This window comes from Kitasatospora sp. NBC_00374 (genome assembly GCF_041434935.1).
GTDB lineage: Bacteria > Actinomycetota > Actinomycetes > Streptomycetales > Streptomycetaceae > Kitasatospora.
Genome location: NZ_CP107964.1, coordinates 1,457,798 through 1,478,173, shown reverse-complemented (window position 1 = coordinate 1,478,173; position 20,376 = coordinate 1,457,798). Strand labels below are relative to the sequence as shown.

The window sequence follows — 20,376 nt, the reverse complement described above, 5'->3', positions numbered from 1 at the left end:
CGCGTATCAGGAGGAATCTGATGAGCAGGGAAAGGGCTGCCGGACGGCGGTCCCGGCCCAGGATCTCGGCCCTGGTGGCCGCGACACTGGTCGGGTCACTGCTGCCCACGCTGCCACTGGCAGTGGGTGCGGCCGCGGCCGAGTACACCAAGCCGTCGGCGGTGTCGGCCGAGAAGCCGGTACAGGGCTCGGCGGGGAAGGCCAAGGGCCGCAAGGCCGACACCACCGTCAGTGCCCCGGCCGCGAAGCAGGCCGCCTGGCCGAAGGCGGGCGGCGCCAAGGTCACCGTCCCGGGGGAGGCCGGCAAGGGAGTGAAGGCCGGCGAACTGCCGGTCACCCTCACCGCGACCGGCACCTCGCAGGCGGCGAAGAACGCCGACGTCCAGGTCCTCAGCCAGGACCTCGCCCGGAAGGCCGGCATCTCCGGCGTACTGCTGAGCGTCGCCGCCCCGCAGACCGCGGACGGCACGCAGGCGAACATCAGTGTCGACTACAGCTCCTTCGCCCAGGCCGGTGGCGCCGGCTTCGGCGCCCGGCTGCATCTCGTGCAGCTCCCGGCCTGCGTCCTGACCACGCCCGACCTGCCCGAGTGCCGCGTCCAGACCCCGCTGCCCGGCGGCAACGACCTGGAGAAGCAGACCGTCACCGCCGACGCCGTGGCCATCGCGGCGCCGGCCCCCGTCGGCGGCATGAGCCTGCAGTCCACCTCCGGCGGGGGAGCCGTTCTCGCCGCCACCACCGGCAGCGCCGGCCCCGGCGGCGACTACAAGGCCACCCCGCTGTCCGCCGCGTCCTCGTGGTCGACCTCGCTGAACAGCGGTTCGTTCTCCTGGTCCTACGAGATGCCGCTGACCGCGATGCCGGGCGGGCTGACCCCCAAGCTCGGCCTCTCCTACAGCTCCGGCAGCATCGACGGCCGCACCGCCAACAGCAACAACCAGGCCTCCTGGGCCGGCGACGGCTTCGACCTGTCCCCGGGCTTCGTCGAGCGCACCTACAAGGCGTGCGCCGAGGACGGCGTGAAGACCGGCGGCAACTACCCCGGCGACCTGTGCTGGGCGACCGACAACGCCACCATCAGCTTCGCCGGCCACTCCGGCGAGCTGATCCCCGTCTCAGGTGACGAGTTCCGGCTCAAGGGCGACGACAACACCAAGGTCGTCCGGGTCCGCGACACCAACCGGGGCAACGGCGACAATGACGGCGAGTACTTCCGCGCCACCACCACCGACGGCACCAACTACTACTTCGGCTACAACCGCCTCCCGAACTGGAGCAGCGGCAAGCCGGAGACCAAGTCCGTCTACACCGTGCCCGTCTTCGGCAACAACGCCGGAGAGCCGTGCCACGGCGCAGACTTCGCGTCGTCGTGGTGCCAGCAGGGCTGGCGCTTCAACCTCGACCTCGTCGTCGACGGCCACGGCAACGACATCACCTACTGGTACACCCCCGAGACCAACAACTACGGCCGCAACCTCAAGGCCACCGACCGCACCCCCTACGTCCGCGGCGGGCACCTGGACCACCTCGACTACGGTCAGCGCCAGGCCGACATCCACTCCGGCACCGTCAAGCCGATGGCCCGGGTCGATTTCGGCACCGCGGAGCGCTGCCTGGAGAGCACGGCCGGCCTCTGCGATCCGGCGAAGATCGACGCCAACCGGCAGTACTGGTACGACACTCCGTGGGACCAGAACTGCAGCACCGGCAAGGACTGCACCACCCAGGTCGCCCCGACCTTCTTCACCCGCACCCGGCTGACCCAGATCGTCGCCAAGACCCTGCAGTCGGACGGCTCCTACAAGGACATCGACTCCTGGTCGCTGAACCACAAGTGGGGCACCGCCGACGTCGACTACCAGCTGCTGCTGGAGTCCGTCCAGCACACCGGCTCCTCGGCCACGCCGTCGATCACGCTGCCGAAGACCACCTTCGCGTACAAGCAGCTCACCAACCGCCTCGACAAGGTCGGTGACGGCCGCGCCCCGTTCATCAAGCAGCGCCTGGGCACCATCACCGACGAGCTCGGCGGCCAGCTGGACGTCAACTACAGCGCGCCCGCCTGTGACTGGAACACCCTGCCCACCCCGCAGACCAACACCACCCGCTGCTTCCCACAGCAGTACCAGGCGTCCAACGAGACACCGGTGACCACGGAGTGGTTCAACAAGTACGTCGTCGACTCGGTCATCGCCACGGACCGCACCGGCGGCGCACCCGACATGGTCACCCACTACACCTACCTCGGCGACCCGGCCTGGCACTTCGACGACGAGGACGGCATCACCAAGGAGAAGCTGAAGACCTGGTCCCAGTGGCGCGGTTACGCCCGGACCCGGGTGGAGACCGGCGGCGTCTCGGGCATGTCCACCCAGGCCGAGCACTACTTCCTGCGCGGCATGGACGGCGACCGCAGTGACCCGGCCGACAAGACGAAGAAGCGCACGGTCGCCGTCGACGACGGCCACGGCACCAGTCTGACCGACGACGACGCCTTCTCCGCCTTCGAGTACCGCACCGAGCAGTACGACAAGCCGGGTGGCAAGGTCCTCTCCAAGACCGTCAGCACGCCCTGGAAGAAGGAGACCGCCAAGAGCGTCCGCGACTGGGGCACCACCACCGCCAACCTCACCGGCACCCGGACCAGCCGCTCCTTCACCTCCCTCGACCAGGGCGCCGGCGCCTCCTGGCGCGAGACCCGCACCGACAGCACCTTCGACGGCTACGGCCGCGTCGTGCAGTCCGACGACCTCGGCGACGCCGACGTCGGCACCGACGACAAGTGCACGCGCACCACCTACGCCGACAACACCTCCGCGTGGATCCTCGTCGGCACGATCCGCACCGAGACCGTCGCCGCCGCCTGCGGCGCCGACGTCGACCGCGACACCCGGCCGGACGGGAGCTCGGCCGTCCTCTCGGACGTCCGCCTGCGCTACGACGGCCAGGCCTACGGCGCCGCCCCGACCGTGGGCGACAGCACCCTGGTCGAGACGCTGAAGTCCCGCTCCGGGAAGGTCGCGACCTACCTCGACGGCGCGACCCACTACGACGCCTACGGCCGGGCCGACAGCACCACCAAGCTCGCGTCGACCTCCGTGTTCGACACGACCGACGCCACCGCGCCGGTCACCACCGCCAGCCCGCTGGCCCAGACCACGAGCACCGGCTACAGCCCGGCCACCGGCCGGCCCACGAAGGTGACCGTCACCGGCCCGCCGGTGACCAGGGGCAGCCCGGCCACCGCCATGACCACCGTCACCGACTACGACCTGGCCCGCGGCCAGGCGGTCGACACCGTCGACGCCAACAACCGGCGCACCGACGTCCTCCTGGACGCGCTCGGCCGCACCCTGAAGGTCTGGCAGCCCAACCGCTCGCGGTCGACCGGCCAGAGCCCGAACCACGAGTACGCCTACGCCGACCTCGACGGCCAGATCCGGGCCGTCGCCACGAAGTCGCTCAACGCCGACGGCTCCCAGGACACCGCCTACACCCTCTACGACGGCCTCGGCCGGGCCCGCCAGACCCAGGCACCCGGTGACAACGGCGGCCGGGTGCTGACCGACACCTTCTACGACGAGCGCGGCCAGTCCGCCCTCGCCTACGCGGCCTACTACGCCACCGGCTCCCCCTCGGCCACCCTCTTCAAGGTCGACGACGCCACCGGTGTGGAGACCCAGACCGCGAACACCTACGACGGCCTCGGACGTGTCGTCAAGTCCACCGTCCTCGCGGGCAACGGCGTCGGGTCCCCGATCTCGACCACGCTCACCGAGTACGGCGGCGACCGGGTCACCGTCACCCCGCCCAAGGGCGCGACCCCGACCACGACCATCAGCAACGCGCAGGGCCTGACCACCGAACTGCGGCAGTACCACGCCGACACGGCCACCGGCGCGTACGACGGCGTCGGCTACGCCTACGACCCGGCCGGACACATGGTCAGGCTGACCGACCAGGCCAGCACACAGTGGACCTGGACGTACGACCAGCAGGGCCGCCTGGTCAAGAGCGTCGACCCGGACTCCGGGACCTCGGTCAAGACCTACGACGACAGCGGCCTCCTGACCACCAGCCGCGACGGCAACAACCAGACGCTGGCCTACGTCTACGACAACCACGGCCGCCAGATCGAGACCCGGTCCGGCTCGGCCACCGGCCCCCTGCTGACCTCGCAGATCTGGGACCCGGCCGGTAACAAGGGCCTCATCTCCTCGGCGACCCGCTACCTCACGGTCGGGTCGAGCACGTACCAGTACAAGACCACCTGGTCGCTGTACGACCCGCTCGGACGGGCCACCCGCACCACGGTGTCCGTCCCCTCCGTGCCCGGACAGGAGGCACTGGCCGGCTCCTACGTCAGCGGCACCGTCTACCGCCTCGACGACCAGCCGCAGAGCACGAGTTACCCGGCCGCCGGAAACCTCCCCGCCGAGTCGGTGGCCTTCGGCTACGACACCCAGCACCGCCTCACCACCGCCGGCGGCCTGAGCGGCTACCTCGCCGGGCAGACCTACAGCCTGACGAGCAAGCCGATGCAGGCGACCCTCTCCGACGGGACGCCGGGCAAGCAGGTCTACGTCACCAACGCGTACGAGTGGGGCACCCAGCGGCTCACCGCCTCGCGCACCGACCAGTACGGCGTCGCGACGCCCCTGCGCGCGGCCACCTACACGTACGACCAGGCCGGCAACGTCACGTCGATCACCGACACCTCGCGCGGCGGCACCGACCGCCAGTGCTTCCAGTACGACCACCTGGTCCGGCTGACCGAGGCGTTCACGCCGAGCTCCGGAAGCTGCCCGGCCGTACCGGACGCCAGGTCACTGGGCGGCCCGGCTCCGTACTGGACCAGCTTCGGCTACCGCAGCGACAGCACCCGCGACATCCAGACCCAGCACAACCCGACCGGTGACGCGAGCAAGGACGTCACCACCAAGTACAACTACCCGGCCGCCGGGGCCGCCCAGCCGCACACGCTGCGCAGCACCAGCGGCACCGGGGTGCAGACCGAGTCGGACGGCTACGACCTCGCGGGCAACACCATCGCCCGGCACCGGCAGCTCACCGGCGGCGGCACCAGCGACCAGGCCCTGACCTGGGACGCGGAGGGCCGTCTCGGCAAGGTGGTCGACACCCTGGTCAACGGTGGCAGCACGACCACCAGGACCACCGACTACCTCTACGACGTCACCGGCAGCAGGCTGACCGCGCACGTCCTGGACAGCGCCGCCCCCGCGGGCGAGCAGTGGACCCTCTACCTGGGCAGCACGGAGCTGACCCTCACCAAGGGTGCGGCCAAGCCCACCGCGACGCGTTACTACTCGCTCGGCGCGGCGGCCGCCGTCCGCACCGACGACAACAAGGTCGCCGTCCAGATCGTCGACCACCACGGCACCGCCGAGCTGAACATCGACACGGTCACCGGCAGCACGGCGCAGCGCCGCAGTGCTCCCTTCGGTGAGGCCCGCGGCACCAAGCCCGCGACCTGGTCCGGCAGTCACGGCTTCCTCGGCGGGGTCGGCGAGCCCACCGGGCTGACCCACCTCGGGGCGCGCGACTACGACCCGGCGGCCGGCCGCTTCATCAGCGTGGACCCGCTCTTCGCCCCGGACAGCCCCAAGGAACTGAACGGCTACAGCTACTCCGGTGACAACCCGGTCGGCAGCACCGACGCCGACGGCCGCAAGATGTGCGCGGACGACTGCTCCAGCAACGACATGGCCGAACACGGCTGGGTCGGCCTCGGCGGAGTCTTCCACGAGCCCACCCGGGGCCCGCAGTGCACCTCGCTGTGCCACCCCGTGGTGCCCACCACTCCGGCGACGGAGGTGGTGACCAACACCTCGGAGAACCGCAAGAAGTGGCACGAGGCACGGATCGCCTGGCTGCTGCAGCCGGACAACCCGATCATCGGGAAGTACCTCGCCGACATCGAGAAGATCAACCGGCAGACCTGCCACCGGGAGGCCCATGACGGCTGCGGCTACGGCAACATGTCCACCACCGCGTTCCTGGAGAGGGCCGTCAAGGACGCCGCCAACCGCATCGACGAGTCGGCCATCCCGTTCGACCCGAAGCGGTTCAAGACGCTCACCAAGCAGGGCAGCAACCTGACCACCTACGCGTTCAGCAACGGCGAGTACCAGATCGCCTTCGACCTGGCGATGGGCGGGTCGACGGTGGTCGCGATCCCCGAGAGCAGTGACGCCAACGTCAAGACCCCGGACGCGAAGGTGGACGGGGTGCCCTCGGAGTTCAAGGCTCCCGGCAGCGGCAAGGGCGCGGTCCAGGACAACCTCAAGAAGTCCAACGCGAAGGGCGCCGAACGCGCTTACATCCGGCTCCCGGACAACTACAGCTCCGAGACGGCGATGAAGAGCCTGAAGAGCTACCTGGCCAACAGCAGCTCCGACTTCTCCGAGTACTCCATCTGGGCCCGCGGCGACGTCGGTGGCTGGCTCATCTCCGGTAAGATCGGCAGCGAACCGACCTGCAAGGGCTGGGGGTGCTGAGCGATGTCGAGTGACGCGGCCGTGCTGGTACGGCGACACACGGGCGGTGCCCTCACCACCCGACAGGTGGCCACGGCGCTGGGCCTGTCGGAGGACCCGTCAGTCGTGCTCTGGCAGCAGGCCACCGGGCCGGACGGTTCGCTCTTCAGCCTCCGGATGAGCACCGACCCGGGCGACCGGCTCGGTCCCGCGGTGGGGGAGCCCTCGCCCGAGTGGCCGGCGGAGCGCTCCTACGACTGCTACCTGCACGTCACGATCGATCGGACGGCGGACGAGGACGGGGACAGCACTGCCGCCCTGCGTGCGTTCTGCCGGTCGGTGGTGTCGCGGCTGCACGGTGCCTGGGCCGCTCTGGAGACGGCCTTCAGTCTCGACGCCGACGGCTCCTACAGCTACCGGATCGACCCGCACGAGATGCGCGGGACCGAGATCGAGCTGTGGCTGGGGAGCGCGGCGCAGCCGTTCGCGCCTCGGTTCTCGCTGGCCGGAGCGGCCGACCGGGCGGCCGCGGCCGCCCGGCTCGGGCCGCTGTTCCACGAGTGCCCGCCAGGCCGGTTCATCCCTGACGCGGAGACGGCGGGCGACGCGGTGACGGAGACCTTGGCGTTGCGTGCCGAGCGGCCCGGCTTCCGGGCCGCGGCACGGACGGCCGAGTGGTCCGGCACGCCGGAGGAGCTGCTCGGCTTCACCGAGCGCCTGCTGACGGAGGTCGGAACGGCTTTCGAGGAGGTCGACCTGGCCCTGTGGGTCGACGGCCGACTGTGTCGGAACGAGGTCGCCGCGCGCGTCGAGGCGCCGTGACCTGACCCCTGACAAGGCTGACAAGGACCCCCGGAGGCGGAATGCCGCATCCGGGGGTCCTTGTCTCAGGGCATGACGCAGCAGCACGACGCAGGTGTGCGGCGCCAAGGGCCCGGCCGGTACCCGGGGCCCGTTTCACCGGATCGTGGGGTTTGGCGCCGCTGCGGCCGGGAGCGGGGATCCGGGCGTTCGCGATCATGGATACTGGCTGCCATGCGCGTCGACTTCGATCCCGAGACCGTGGGCCGTGACGAGTTCTACCGGCTGCTCACCGCCGTCGTGGTGCCCCGGCCGATCGCCTGGGTGTCCACGCTGTCGGCGAGCGGGGTGGACAACCTCGCGCCGCACTCGTTCTTCAGCATCTCCTGCGTGGCGCCGCCGATCGTCCAGTTCACCTCGGTCGGCCGCAAGGACACGCTGCGCAACGTCGAGGCGACCGGTGAGTTCGTGGTCAGTATGGCGCCCGAGGCGATGTTCGAGCAGATCAACGAGACCGGCACCGACTTCCCGTCCGACCAGGGCGAGTTCGACGCCGTGGGCGTCGAGCGGGAGCCGTCCCTGCTGGTGAAGCCGGCCCGGGTGGCGGCGTCGCCGGTCGCGTTGGAGTGCCGGCTGCACAGCACCGTCCGGCTCGGCGACTCGACGCTCGTACTGGGCCGCGTGGTGCACGCGGCCGTGGACGAGGCGGTGCTGGTGGACGGCCACCCGGAGATCACCAGGATGCGCCCGCTCTCCCGGCTCGGCAGGGACCAGTGGGGCACCACGGCCGGCATCCGCTCGATCGCCCGGGTGCCCTACCGGGGCGAGCGGCAGTCGTAGTCGCCCTGTTCGGCCGGCCCCAGCCGGACCCTTCGGCGTCGCCACTGCAACGCGGAGCCCTTGTTCTTGAATGACCGCTCATGTATTGTTTCCCGCATGCCCAGACCGCGCGAGTTCGACCCCGACACCGTCCTGAACCAGGCGATGCTGCGGTTCTGGGAGCGCGGCTACCGGGCCACGTCCATCGAGGACCTGGTGAAGGCGACGGGGGTCAAGCCGGGGAGCATCTACAGCGCCTTTCCGGGCGGCAAGCACGCGCTCTTCGTCAAGTCGCTGGAGCGCTACTCGAAACTGGTCGTTCCGCAGAAGCTGGGTGAACTCGAGGCCGCGAGTGCCTCGGTGGCCGAGATCCGGGCGTACTTCGACGGACTGGTCCGTGACCTGCTCAGTCCCGAGGGGCGGCAGGGCTGCCTCCTGGTCAACACCGCGATCGAGAAGGCCGCCGAGGACGACGAGGCGGCGGCGGTCGTGCGGGGCCATCTCGCCCGGCTCGAGCGCTGTATGACCCACGCGCTGCAGAACGCGGCCCGCCGGGGCGAGGTGCGGCCCTCGCTCGACGCGACGGGCAGTGCCAAGCTGCTGGTGGCGACCTGCCAGGGGCTGATGGTCGTGGGAAAGGCGAACCCCGACGAGACGGTACTGCGGGCGATCGTCGACAACGCCTTCCTCGCCCTCGCCTGACGGGTCGGCAGGCGGGCCACCGTGCGCGGTGGCCCTTTCGTCGGCCCAATACTTGAATGACTAATCAAGAATGGAGACCCGAACATGAAGGCCCTGGTCATATCCGCCTACGGCGGCCCCGAGGTGCTCACCGCCACCGACCTGCCCGACCCGGTGCCCGCCGCCGGCGAGGTGCTCATCAGGGTCAAGGCCTTCGGCCTGAACCACGCCGAGGCCTACATGCGCAGCGGCGCCTGGGGCGAGGTCGCCGCGGTTCCGGGCATCGAGTGCGCCGGCCTGGTCGAGGCCGACCCCTCGGGTGAACTCCCCGTCGGGGCCCGGGTGGTGGCGATCCTCGGCGGTATGGGCCGGACCCGCAACGGCAGTTACGCGGAACTGGTGACCGTCCCCGCGACCAACGTGGTGGCGGTGCACTCGCAGCTGCCCTGGGCCGACCTGGCGGCGGTGCCCGAGGTGTACGCCACGGCGTTCAGCGCCCTGCGCGGCAACCTCGCCCTCATGCCCGGCGAGACGCTGCTGGTCCGCGGTGCGACCTCCGCACTCGGGCAGGCCGCCGTCAACCTCGCCGTCCAGCACGGTGCCAACGTGCTCGCGACGACCCGGGACCCGGCGCACGCACCGCTGCTCAAGGAACTCGGCGCCGCCGAGGTGCTCATCGACGACGGACGCCTGGCGGCCGAGATCGCCCGGCGGGACATCACCGTCGACGCGGTGCTCGACGTCGTCGGCAACAGTGTGCTGCGCGACTCGCTGGCCGCAGTCCGACCGTGTGGGCGGGTCTGCCAGGTCGGCTTCCTCGGAGGATTCGCCCCGGTGGCGGACTTCGACCCGATCGCCGATTTGCCCAGCGGTGTCCAACTCAGCTTCTTCGGCAGCGCGTTCGTCCTGGGCACCCCCGCGTTCCCGCTCTCCGCCGTGCCGCTGGACGACATCTACGCCCAGGTCGAGGCCGGCGTGCTGAAGGCCCGTCCCGCCCGGGTCTTCCCGTTCGACGAGGTCGTCGAAGCCCACCGGGTCATGGAGGCGGGCCGGGCGCTGGGAAAGATGGTCGTGGTCCTCGACTGAGTCCGTCCCGGTGCCACCCCGGCCGGGTACGGGTGAGCCGCGGCTCCCGGGAGGCTCCGGGAGGCGCGGCTCACCCGCCGTGTGCCGTGGGTTCAGAGCGCGACGATGCCTTCGCCGCCCGCCGCGCCGGGGACGGTCGAGGAGCCGAGCGCGGTCAGCGAGCCGTCGCCGTTGACGCGGAAGGCGTCCACGATGCCGTTGATACCGGTCTGGACGTAGAGGAAGTGGCCGTCCGGGGTGGCGGCGGCGTCGACCGTGCCCGGGTTGGTCGCGGTGGTCCCGAGCGAGGTCAGGAGGCTGTGCGCGCCGACGCGGAAGCCGCTGAGGTTGGAGGTGCCCGCGTTGGACGCGTACAGGAAGCGCCCGGCGGCGGCGATCCAGCAGGTGGCCGACTGGCCGGTGGCGGCGGACGCGGTCTTCGTGGCCGTGCCGTCGGCGTTGATGGTGAAGGTGGCCACGGCATTGGGGCCGGCCTCGGTGACGAACAGGCCGTGGCGGCCGTTCTGGACGAACCCGAAGGGCACGGCGCCGGGGTCGGTGGTGACCACCGGAGCGGCCGCGGGCGCTCCGGTGCGGTCGAGGTTGAAGACGTCGATGCTGTTGCCGTTGGCCTTGGTCGTGACGACCAGCTGATTGCCGGCGCCGGTGAAGCCGACCTGGGCCGGAGTGGTGGTGAACTGCGGCGTGGCGTTCGGGTCCAGCCCGAGGCCGCGGTGCCAGCCCGCCACCGGGGCGAGTTCCCCGTCGGCGACGGTGTAGCCCTGCACGGAACCGCCGTCGAGCGCGTTGAGGACGTAGACCACGTCCTGGTGGACGGCGATGCTCACCGGGAACCTGCCGCCGGAGGCGACGACCTGGCACAGGTGAAGGTGCTCGCCCTCGACCGCGAAGACGGAGACGGTGTCGCTGCCGGCATTCACGGCGTAGAGCAGGCGGTGCTTCTCGTCGTACGTCAGGGAGCCCTGCGAGGCCAGGTGGTCGGCGACCGATCCGCCCAGGACACCGCCGAGGCCCCCGGTGTCGTAGACGGCCGACTGGGTCAGCCGCCCGTCGTCCTCGCGGTGGTAGGCGACGATCTGGTTGCCCGCCGGGTTGTCGGTCTGGACGAAGACGGCGTGGTGGACGTGGTGCCCCGGCCGTCCGCCGCCGTGTCCCGCGGCGGCGGACGGGACGGACGGCGCGAGCGCGGCGGTGGCGGCGAGCGCGGTGGCGACCGCGGCACCGAGACGGGTGATCCTCTGCACGGGTGTTGCCTCTCGGGGAGCTGGGGCACCTGGTGCGACGTGCGGGGGACGGGACCGCTCGGGTCGCGTTCGGATGCCTGGCGTCGTGGAGGGGCCCCGGGTCGTGGCGTGGGAAGAGCACCGACGCCGGCCCCGGGATCCTTGAGGCGGGGTTGTCGTCGGTGCCCCTGCGTGACTTTATGTGACGCTATGTCGGAATTGAGGGAGGCGCTGCGGGCGTACCCGTGCGTCCTGCCCGGCGGCCCGGGCCGATCCACGGGGATGGCCGAATCCGCCAGAGTCTCGTCATTGCGGCCGTCACGGATCGGGCGGAATGATCAGGGCATGCCCCAGCCACCCCACAGAGTCGTCATCGCCGCGTTCCCCGGCGTCGAACTGCTGGACGTCACCGGGCCGGCAGAGGTGTTCTCGGTCGCCACCCGGGTCGCCGGGCCCGGCCGGCCCGGCTACGTCGTGCAGATCGCGACGGCCGACGGCGGACCGCTGCCGACCTCCAGCGGTGTCCGGCTGCTGGCCGACCTCACCCTCGACGAGGTGGCCGGCCAGGTGGACACCCTCCTGGTGGCCGGCGCGGTCGACCTGGTCGGCGACGGGGTGGAACCGGTGATCGACCGGGGGGTCACCGACTGGCTGCGTTCGGCGGCGCCCGGGGCCGGCCGGGTCGGGTCGATCTGCGCGGGCGCACACCTGCTGGCCGCCGCGGGGCTGCTCGACGGCCGGCCCGCCACCACGCACTGGCTCACCGCGGCCCGGCTGGCGGCCGACCACCCGCAGGTCGCGGTCGACCCCGATCCGATCTTCATCCGGGCCGGGGGCGTGTGGACCTGCGCCGGTGTCACCTCGGGGATGGACATGGCGCTGGCGATGGTCGCCGAGGACCACGGCCAGGCGCTCGCGCTGGCCACCGCCCGGATGATGGTCATGTACGTGAAGCGCTCCGGCGGGCAGAGCCAGTTCAGCGTGCCGCTCTCCGTCCAGACCTCCGCCGGTGACCGGATCGACGACCTGCGGGTGTGGATCGCCGAGCATCTGGCGGAGGACCTCTCGGCCGAGGCACTCGCCGCGCGGCTGCACCTGAGTGTGCGCCACTTCTCCCGGCTGTTCCGCCGGCGCACCGCGACCACGCCGGCCGCCTACGTGGAGTCCGCCCGGCTGGAGGCCGCCCGCCGACTGCTGGAGGAGACCGACCGGAGTCTCCCGGAGATCGCCGCCGCCAGCGGCCTCGGCTCGGTGGAGACCCTGCACCGCTCCTTCCAGCGACGTCTGGGAACCACTCCGGCCGAGTACCGCCGCCGATTCTGACCGCCGGCTCGCGCCCCACCTCCTGCGCCCCACCTCCTGAGCCCCGCCGACCGCCGCCCGGCGGCTCCCGGCCATGCCCGCACGGCCGGCCACCACCCAACCCCAAGGAGACAGCCATGTCCCGCACGAAGGTCGTACCGATCCCGGTCCTGGGCCGGCACGCCGTCAACGCGTACCTGCTGCTCGGCCGACGGCCCGTCATCGTCGACGCCGGGACCCCCGGAAGCGGCCGGAAGATCTACGAGCAGGTCGCCAGGCACGGTGTCGACCCGGCCGACATCTCGCTGATCGTCATCACCCACGGCCACATCGACCACTTCGGCTCCGCCGCGGAGCTGCACCGCCTGACCGGCGCACCCGTGGCCGGCCACATCGCCGACCTCGGGCCGTACCGGACGGGCCGGGTCCGCGAACCGTACCTGCCCACCGGTCCGATGGGCCGTCTGATGGACCGGAACAGAAAGCTGCACGTCCGGGCCGAACCCGTCGAACCCGGCGTACAGATCAGCGGCGAGACCGGTCTGGAGGACTTCGGGATCGCGGCGCGCATCATGCCGACCCCCGGGCACACCGCCGGATCGATCTCCGTCCTCACCGACGAAGGGGACCTCGTCGCCGGGGACCTGATCGCCAACTCCTTCATGGGCCTGATCCCCGGCCGGCCGGCCAACCCGCCCTTCCACGACGACCCCTGGCAGAACCTCGCCAGCCTGCGGCAGATGCTGGCCCTCGACCCCACCGCACTCCACGTGGGCCACGGCACCGCGCTGGACCCCCGCCGGGTCCGGCGCTGGGCGGAGCGCGAGCACGACCGCCTGACCCGGCTGAGGGCCGCCGGCCGTCTCACCCGCCGCGCGGAGGAGCCGTCCTGACGCACCGGGACGGGCGCCGCCGCCTGCGGGACCGAAGGGCGGCGGCGCCGGTGCGGCCGGGACTGCGGGCGGTCAGGAGAGGTGGCTGACCTCCGGCCAGTCGATCTCGACGGCGGCGGCCTTGTCGAAGCAGCCCCGCCTCCCTCATGCGTACGGCCCATCCCCACCGGCGGCGCACGGGCGCGCCTGGTGAAGTGGACGAAAACCCATGCCCGCGCGACGCCGGAAGGCACACCCATGCCGGACACAGCCACCTCGTACACCGACCTGCGCGCACTGGTCATCAACTGCACCCTCAAGCGTTCCCCCGAGCGCAGCCACACCCAGGGCCTGATCGACATCAGCCGCGGCATCATGGAGCGCCAGGGCGTCGCGGTCGACGTCGTCCGGGCCGTCGACCAGGACATCGCCACCGGGGTCTGGCCCGACATGACCGAACACGGCTGGGAGAGCGACGAGTGGCCCGTCCTCTACAGCCAGGTGATGGCCGCCGACATCCTCGTCCTGGCCGGCCCGATCTGGCTGGGGGACAACTCCTCGGTGACGAAGAAGGTCGTCGAGCGCCTCTACTCCTGCTCGTCGGTCCTGAACGAGGCCGGGCAGTACGCCTACTACGGACGGGTCGGCGGCTGCCTGATCACCGGCAACGAGGACGGCATCAAGCACTGCGCGATGAACGTCCTCTACAGCCTCCAGCACATCGGTTACACGATCCCGCCGCAGGCCGACGCCGGCTGGATCGGCGCGGCCGGCCCCGGCCCGTCCTACCTGGACGAGGGATCCGGCGGACCGGAGAACGAGTTCACCAACCGCAACACCACCTTCATGACCTGGAACCTCCTCCACCTCGCCCGCATCCTCAAGGACGCCGGCGGCATCCCCGCCCACGGCAACCAGCGCTCCGAGTGGGACGCCGGCTGCCGCTTCGACTTCGAGAACCCAGAACACCGCTGAGCGAACAAGCGGCCCGAGCCGAGGTTTGACCTGGCTGCGGAGCCTGGCGGTAGTTGGAAGCCGGACGATGCGGGCGCAGACACGGCATGCCATGTCTGTCCGTCCCGGTCGGCCAAAAGCCCGATGGCGCCTCGGCCAGCTTGTCAGACCAAGGACTGCATGAAGTCCTGACCCGCCTAATGGGACTTGCTGAGTCGTAGAGACTCGGTGCCGTAGCCGCCAGCAGGTGAGCACTCTCTCCGCCGGAACCACTGCGAGTTCTGGGGTCAGACCGTGCCCCTGCTGGTCGGCCGGAAGGCCATGACCGCTGATGGGGTGGCGTGCCCGCCGAACAGGGCGTGAGCACTGGATCCATTAGGCCGCGTGCCGTGTCTTCCGCAGGCTGCACGACCAGCAAATACGCGATGGGGAGGAAGAGTTGCTGCTGATCGGCGACGACTGGGCCGAGGACCACCACGACGTCGAGGTCCAGGACGCGACCGGCCGACGCCTCGCAACCGCGAGGCTGCCCGAGGGCGCGGAAGGCATCGCCAAGCTGCACGAGCTCGTGGCCAAGCACGCCGGAGAGGACCCCGATCCCGCCGACGTGATCGTCGGGATCGAGACCGACCGCGGCACCTGGGTACAGGCCCTGCTCGCCGCCGGCTACCAGGTCTACGCGATCAACCCCCGGCAGGTCGCCCGGTTCAAGGAGCGGTACGGCACCTCCGGCGCCAAGAGCGACAAGGGCGACGCCCACGCCTTGGCCGACATGGTCCGCATCGACCGCGACCAGCTACGGCCCATCGCCGGCGACAGCGACCAGGCCCAGGCCGTCAAGGTCGTGACCCGCGCCCACCAGACCCTGATCTGGGAACGCACCCGCACCTTCCAACGGCTCCGCAGCACGCTGCGCGAGTACTTCCCCGCCGCCCTGAACGCCTACGCGTCCCTGGAACTGACCAGCACCGACGCACTGGAACTGCTGATCAGAGCACCCACACCGCAGGCGGCGGCGAAGCTGACCCGCACCCAGATCGCCGCCGTCCTCGCCCGGGCCCGCCGACACAACCGGGACCAGAAGGCCGGCGCGATCCAGGCCGCACTGCGCGAGAAGCAGCTGGAGCTGCCCGAGCCGGTCACGGCCGCCTACGCGGCCGCCACCATTGCCCACTCCCGGCTCCTGCTCGCCCTCAACGAGCAGATAGCCGCGATGGAAAAGCAGGTGAGGGCGCATTTTCTCGCGCACCCGGACGCTGAGATCTACCTCTCCATGCCCGGCATCGGAGAGATCACCGGCGCCCGGGTGCTCGCCGAGTTCGGGGACGACCCCACCCGCTACACCTCCGCCAAAGCCCGCAAGAACTACGCCGGCACCAGCCCCGTCACCCGGGCCTCCGGCAAGAGCCACACCGTCCAGGCCCGCTACGTCCGCAACAACCGGCTCGCCGACGCCCTCCAGCGCCAGGCGTTCTCCGCCCTGCGCGCCTCACCCGGCGCCCGCCGCTACTACGACAAGCAGCGCGCACGCGAGGCCGGCTACAACCCCGCTCTCCGCCAGGTCGGCAACCGACTCGTCGGCATCCTCCACGGATGCCTCAAGACCCGCACCCACTACGACGAAGCAACCGCCTGGTCCCACCACGCACACCTCCATGCCGCTTGACCTCAAACGTCATGGGGTGTCTGACCCGCCTGACCCGCCCCCCGGCGGGGCGCCCGCCGGCCGTGGTCGCCGGGGGCCGCTCGCCGACCGAGCTGGGCAGATCGCCGAGCAGCTCGCCTCGGCCACCGAGCTGGGACTCGTCCCCGACCCGGACTCCGTCCGCGCCGTCGGGGACGACGCCGTCGCCGCGGCCCGGACACTACTGCCGGACGGCGCCTGCCAGCCGATCCTGGACGTCGCGACCCTGGGCCCCGCCCGCGGCTGGGCGGTGCTGCGCGCCCCCGGCGGCATCCCCATCGGGAAAGCCGGCCTCCACGGCCGGCCCGGTGGCAAGCCCACCGGGGGCTCGCCCGCCCGTACCGCACTGCGACGCCTCCTCGCGACGGTCTCCCGATCTGCCGAGCACGGGCCGGCAGCCACCGTCACCGACGCGCGTCACCCGGCGTGAGCAGACTGGTGAGTTTGGCGGTCGCCCGGGAGACGGAGAGTGTCGGGAGTCACCTCCGGTTGCGGGAGACATCGGGCGTGATTCGATGAAATTACGTGGGTTGCGACACAGCAACCACCTTCTCCGCGCACACCGGGGCATGTCGTCCGTGGAGCGCGCCTCCGCTGTCTCTTTCCTCGTAGCGCTCGCGTCCATGCCCGGCCCTCGGCGCGTGGCCCTGGGTGCCGCGCAGAGCTCGCGGAGGGAGACGTCATGATGGCGAAGGTCGTCCGGCACCCACCAGGCAAGGAGCGCCCTCACAACGCGCCGATGACGACCCTGCCCCTCAGGCGGGCCGGGGCTCGGGTCCTGTCCTTCTTCCGGTGCCACTGGCACAGGTTGATGATCAGTCTGGAGGCCCGTCGCGGCAGGACGCGGCCCAGGAAGTGGCGCAGGTGGGGTTCCTACACCAACACGATGCGGGTCTTCTGGCTGGTGGTCTCCCTTGCGGTCCTCGCCTGGATCGCGGAGGGCCTCTACATTCTGATCACGGGTGAAACCACCGCCTTCGAGACGTGGCGGAAGGGCAATGCGGGGTTCGACGCCCTCATCCGGTTCGTCGGTCCGGTTCTCACCGCCGGAATCGCTACCGCGCTCTTCCTGTTCCTCTGGTACGGCTGGACGAAGCGGCGCTTCCTCAAGAAGGCGCGCAAGAAGCCCAACGAGTTGGTCCTCACCGCAGGACCGCACATTTCCGAGGTCGTCGGCCGCCGGGAAGTGGCGCAGGTCATCGCCCAGCGACTGCGTGAGCGCAGCACGCGCAGGCCGTATCTGTTGGTCGGTGGGGTGGGCGTCGGGAAGACGGCCGTCCTGGTACAGCTGACGGAGATCTTGGCCCGGGAACACGCGGTACCGGTACCCATCCGGCTGCGGGACGCCGCCCACGAGTCCGACCTGAACTTCGAGGAGATGGCCAAGCGACGCTTCTCCGAGGAGGCACCTCAGGGCATCCTCGCCCGGAGCAAGAACGACCGGGTCTGGAACCAGTTACTGGCGGACGACAAGCCGGTCGTCATCGCCGACGGGCTGGAGGAGGCGATCCTCGACGAGAGCCTCCAGGACGACCGGGACAACGTCATCTGCCGGGCCATCGAGCGCGCGTACCAGGAGAAGCTGCCCCTGGTCATCGCCTCCCGACCGCACGCTCCCCTGGAGGGCACCAACGCGGCGATCATCGAGTTGGAACCCCTCAGTGAGGAAGCGGCGCTCTTCTTCGTGGAGGCAGACGCTCCCGAGAGTGACGAACGCCGCCTGGACTGGATCGTGGAGACGGCGGAGGTCACCGAATCGCCGATCTACCTGCAGATCGCACGGGAGCTGCATCGCCACGACAGCCTGGAACGTGACCGGCCCCGGCCTGATCCCAAGCGGCTGGACACGCGCAGTTGGGACCGGTCCACCCTGCGGTTGTGGCTGCTGGAGACGTGGTACCACGCTCTGGAGGAGGGCCGGCTGGAGGAGGGTGTCGCACTGGAACCGCAGGAGCGCCGCGACACGCTCGAGGTGGTCTCGGCGCTGGCGTGCATCGGCCTGCTCCAGGACAAGCTGGAGGTCTCTTTCGCGGATCTGCTGGGCGAGGACGTTCACCCCGGCTTGACGCGACAGATGGAGACCAAGGTCCAGCACTTCTGGACCGAGCAACGCGGGTTTGATCAGTACGGCAGGAGTGCGAACACCTTCACGGCGTGGCAGCGGGAGCAGATCTGGGCCACCCTGTGCGACCGGCTCAGCAAACCGGAGGGCCAGCACCTCGGCCACGGGAGCACCGTCCAGTGCCAGGCCGCGCTCGCCCGGTTCATGCGCCACGCAGGTGAGCTCAAGTTGGTGGAGGGCTTCGAGAAGAAGGTCCGGTTCCCGCACAGCATCATCCAGGCGTACTTTGGCTATCGCATGCTCTACCACCTGGGGGAACGCAAGGCTGGCCGGCTCATTGAGCAGGCGCTGTACCCGCCCGGGCCCGGTCGCGAACTGCTCATCGCGCTGGTGCTGCTTTCCCGCCGACGCGCGAAGGAACCCCCGGCGGAGAGCGGCAGTCTCAAGGCCGACGTGACGAGGGAGGCCAGCAAGCTGTTGCGACGCGCACCGCTGACCGGACGGACGCTCTCCGAGCGGCTCTGCAGCGCCGCGAGCCGCCGTTCGGACCCGAAGGCCCTCGACCTCTACGCGGCTGCCCTGGAGATCGACAGCGTCGAGGCAGTGCCCCGGCAGCTGGACACGATCACCCGCAAGCTCAAAACACGGTGGCGCGGTATCAAGGGCGACAGGCGAACCCTGGACGAGGCGAAGCTCGGTCTGGTGAAGCAGTTCGGCGCCGCCCTGCGCACGGCTGACGGCAAGACCGACATCACGGACCTCTACGAGCGGCTCTTCGACCTGGGCATCAAGGAGCCCTCTTTCGCAATCCGCCTCGCAGTCGCCCAGGAGTTCGGCAGCGGCGGCGACCCGGCATTCGCCTTGATCCGCAAGTGGATCCACAAGAACAGCGATCCCCTGGAGGAGTACCGATCGCATGTCGACGAGCTGAGGGACACGAAAAGGAAGAAGACCGCTGAGTGGATCGAGAAGCGGAATGCATCCGCTGTTCGGGGACCCTCCCGGACAGCGCCGGAGAAGGATGATCCGCTGGACCGCGAACGGCAGGCCATCAACGTGCGGTACCGGGACGGCCGCATCGAGCTCTGGCGTCAATTCGTCATGCGGGCCTGGATGATTCCGATGCTGCTGGGATCGGTCAGCGACGGGCACCGTGACGAGGCCCGCGACCGCCTCCTGAAGTGGCTGCGCCACCTGGACCCCGAACACACCGGCGGTACGCCCGACCTGCCGCGCTCCCTGGAGAACGCGCTCGCCCAGGGCTTCAAGTACGCGGCCAACCGGCGCAAACGCCACCCCGACACCTATCGCGGTGGCCGCATCGACCTGATCCGGCAGGCGGAGACCATGCTCCAACGAAGCCGCTGCTGGTACTCGCAGATCTGCCTGCTCCAGGCACTGTGCCTGTGGGAGCTCCCGGACAGTGTCACCCGCGACGGACAGAACGGTGAGGTGGCGGCATCGCGCGCGGGCAAGGGCTACGGCAACGGTGCGGCCGGGCGGATCGAAGGCTCCCGCGGTACCACCGCCGTCCAGACTGTGGAACGCTGGCTCTCCATGGCGGGCACCGCCCGCACCGCAGGTGATGGAGCCATGCCCAGGCAACGCCTGCACCCCTTCGTGGCCGAGGCGGGCGACCTGGTGGCCCTCGCCCTGGAGACCAGGCAGCCCGAGCGCTTCATCTGGATCGACGAGAAGGGCGTCGCCGAGAACATCGGCTCCCGGGCGGACGGCTCGCAGCACTACCGCAAGCACAGTCTGTGGATCCCGCCCTCGGTCGGGTGGACCACCCTGGACGGGCGCGCCCAGCGGCTGGTCGCCGATGTCCTGGTCATGCTCAACCTCATCGAGCGTGACGGGCTTCCGGACGACGTCGAGGAACGGCTGAAGAGGTCCGAGCAGCCGGACATGCCGCTACCGCCCTGCCTCACCACGGACCGTACCCCGCTGCATCCCGAGCTGAAGGTCGGCACCACGGATCCACCGATCCCGGGCGCGACCTGCCTACCCACCTGCAAGTTCCAGCTCTGCCCCTACCCGCCCCAGGGAACGCAGCTCCGAGTCGAGATACGCGAGCCGTTCTGCCGGCAGCAACAGGCCCTGCTGCCCGGGCGCGTGCGCCGCGTCTTCCCTCGAGTTCTCCGCCGGAAGACGCCGAACTGGGTCGGCATGCGCGTCCGGGAACTGCACGACTTCTGGGAGGAGATGGCCAAGCGCTAGCGGCACCACCACCTTCATGACCTGGAACCTCCTCCACCCCCCCCGAATCCTGAAGGACGCCGGCGGCATCCCCGCCCACGGCAACCAGCGCTCCGAGTGGGACGCCGGCTGCCGCTTCGACTTCGAGAACCCAGAACACCGCTGAGGACGCAAACGGCCTGAGCCGACGGGTGCG

Annotated in this window: 12 protein-coding genes and 1 pseudogene; 12 read left to right on the top strand and 1 reads right to left on the bottom strand. The window is 70.6% G+C overall.

The genetic code is table 11. From position 1 onward, the window contains the following. Positions 1 to 20 precede the first annotated feature (20 nt). From OG871_RS06710 to OG871_RS06690, 5 genes are all read left to right on the top strand, one after another. Positions 21 to 6,518, top strand: coding sequence for an RHS repeat-associated core domain-containing protein (locus OG871_RS06710; protein WP_371494965.1), 6,498 nt, complete (start codon positions 21 to 23; stop codon positions 6,516 to 6,518). A gap of 3 nt (positions 6,519 to 6,521) precedes the next feature. Beyond that, positions 6,522 to 7,319 carry a hypothetical protein gene (locus OG871_RS06705; RefSeq protein ID WP_371494963.1) on the top strand — a complete coding sequence of 266 codons (798 nt, stop codon included), beginning with the start codon at positions 6,522 to 6,524 and terminating at the stop codon, positions 7,317 to 7,319. 213 nt (positions 7,320 to 7,532) lie between these two features. Beyond that, positions 7,533 to 8,138 carry a flavin reductase family protein gene (locus tag OG871_RS06700; RefSeq protein ID WP_371494962.1) on the top strand — a complete coding sequence of 202 codons (606 nt, stop codon included), beginning with the start codon at positions 7,533 to 7,535 and terminating at the stop codon, positions 8,136 to 8,138. Between the two features lie 96 nt (positions 8,139 to 8,234). After that, entirely contained in the window at positions 8,235 to 8,819 is a 585-nt protein-coding gene (locus OG871_RS06695; RefSeq protein ID WP_371494960.1) for a TetR/AcrR family transcriptional regulator, read from the top strand. Positions 8,820 to 8,903: 84 nt separating this feature from the next. Continuing rightward, entirely contained in the window at positions 8,904 to 9,884 is a 981-nt protein-coding gene (locus OG871_RS06690) for a zinc-binding dehydrogenase (RefSeq protein ID WP_371494958.1), read from the top strand. Positions 9,885 to 9,976: 92 nt separating this feature from the next. Here OG871_RS06690 and OG871_RS06685 read toward each other — a convergent pair whose 3' ends face one another. Further along, positions 9,977 to 11,128 (bottom strand): lactonase family protein, encoded by a 1,152-nt coding sequence (locus OG871_RS06685; protein ID WP_371494956.1) that lies wholly within the window; start codon positions 11,126 to 11,128, stop codon positions 9,977 to 9,979. A 324-nt stretch (positions 11,129 to 11,452) separates the two neighbouring features. On the opposite strand from OG871_RS06685, the gene OG871_RS06680 reads away from it, so the two are divergent. The 7 genes and pseudogenes from OG871_RS06680 to OG871_RS06650 all read left to right on the top strand — a co-directional run. Next, positions 11,453 to 12,430: a GlxA family transcriptional regulator gene (locus tag OG871_RS06680; RefSeq protein ID WP_371494955.1), complete on the top strand. Its 978-nt coding sequence runs from the start codon at positions 11,453 to 11,455 to the stop codon at positions 12,428 to 12,430. A 116-nt stretch (positions 12,431 to 12,546) separates the two neighbouring features. Next, the gene (locus tag OG871_RS06675) at positions 12,547 to 13,302 is read left to right on the top strand and encodes an MBL fold metallo-hydrolase (protein ID WP_371494953.1); all 756 of its coding nucleotides are present in this window, start codon (positions 12,547 to 12,549) and stop codon (positions 13,300 to 13,302) included. Between the two features lie 237 nt (positions 13,303 to 13,539). Further along, positions 13,540 to 14,256, top strand: a complete 717-nt coding sequence (locus tag OG871_RS06670) for a flavodoxin family protein (protein ID WP_371494951.1) — start codon at positions 13,540 to 13,542, stop codon at positions 14,254 to 14,256. A 418-nt stretch (positions 14,257 to 14,674) separates the two neighbouring features. Beyond that, on the top strand, positions 14,675 to 15,901 hold the full coding sequence (locus OG871_RS06665; RefSeq protein WP_371494949.1) for an IS110 family transposase: 1,227 nt from the start codon (positions 14,675 to 14,677) through the stop codon (positions 15,899 to 15,901). A gap of 16 nt (positions 15,902 to 15,917) precedes the next feature. Beyond that, on the top strand, positions 15,918 to 16,349 hold the full coding sequence (locus tag OG871_RS06660) for a hypothetical protein (RefSeq protein WP_371494947.1): 432 nt from the start codon (positions 15,918 to 15,920) through the stop codon (positions 16,347 to 16,349). Between the two features lie 456 nt (positions 16,350 to 16,805). Next, entirely contained in the window at positions 16,806 to 20,201 is a 3,396-nt protein-coding gene (locus tag OG871_RS06655) for an ATP-binding protein (RefSeq protein WP_371494945.1), read from the top strand. Positions 20,202 to 20,208: 7 nt separating this feature from the next. Next, positions 20,209 to 20,346: pseudogene (locus tag OG871_RS06650) on the top strand (flavodoxin family protein); the annotation flags it as partial. Between the last annotated feature and the right edge of the window lie 30 nt (positions 20,347 to 20,376).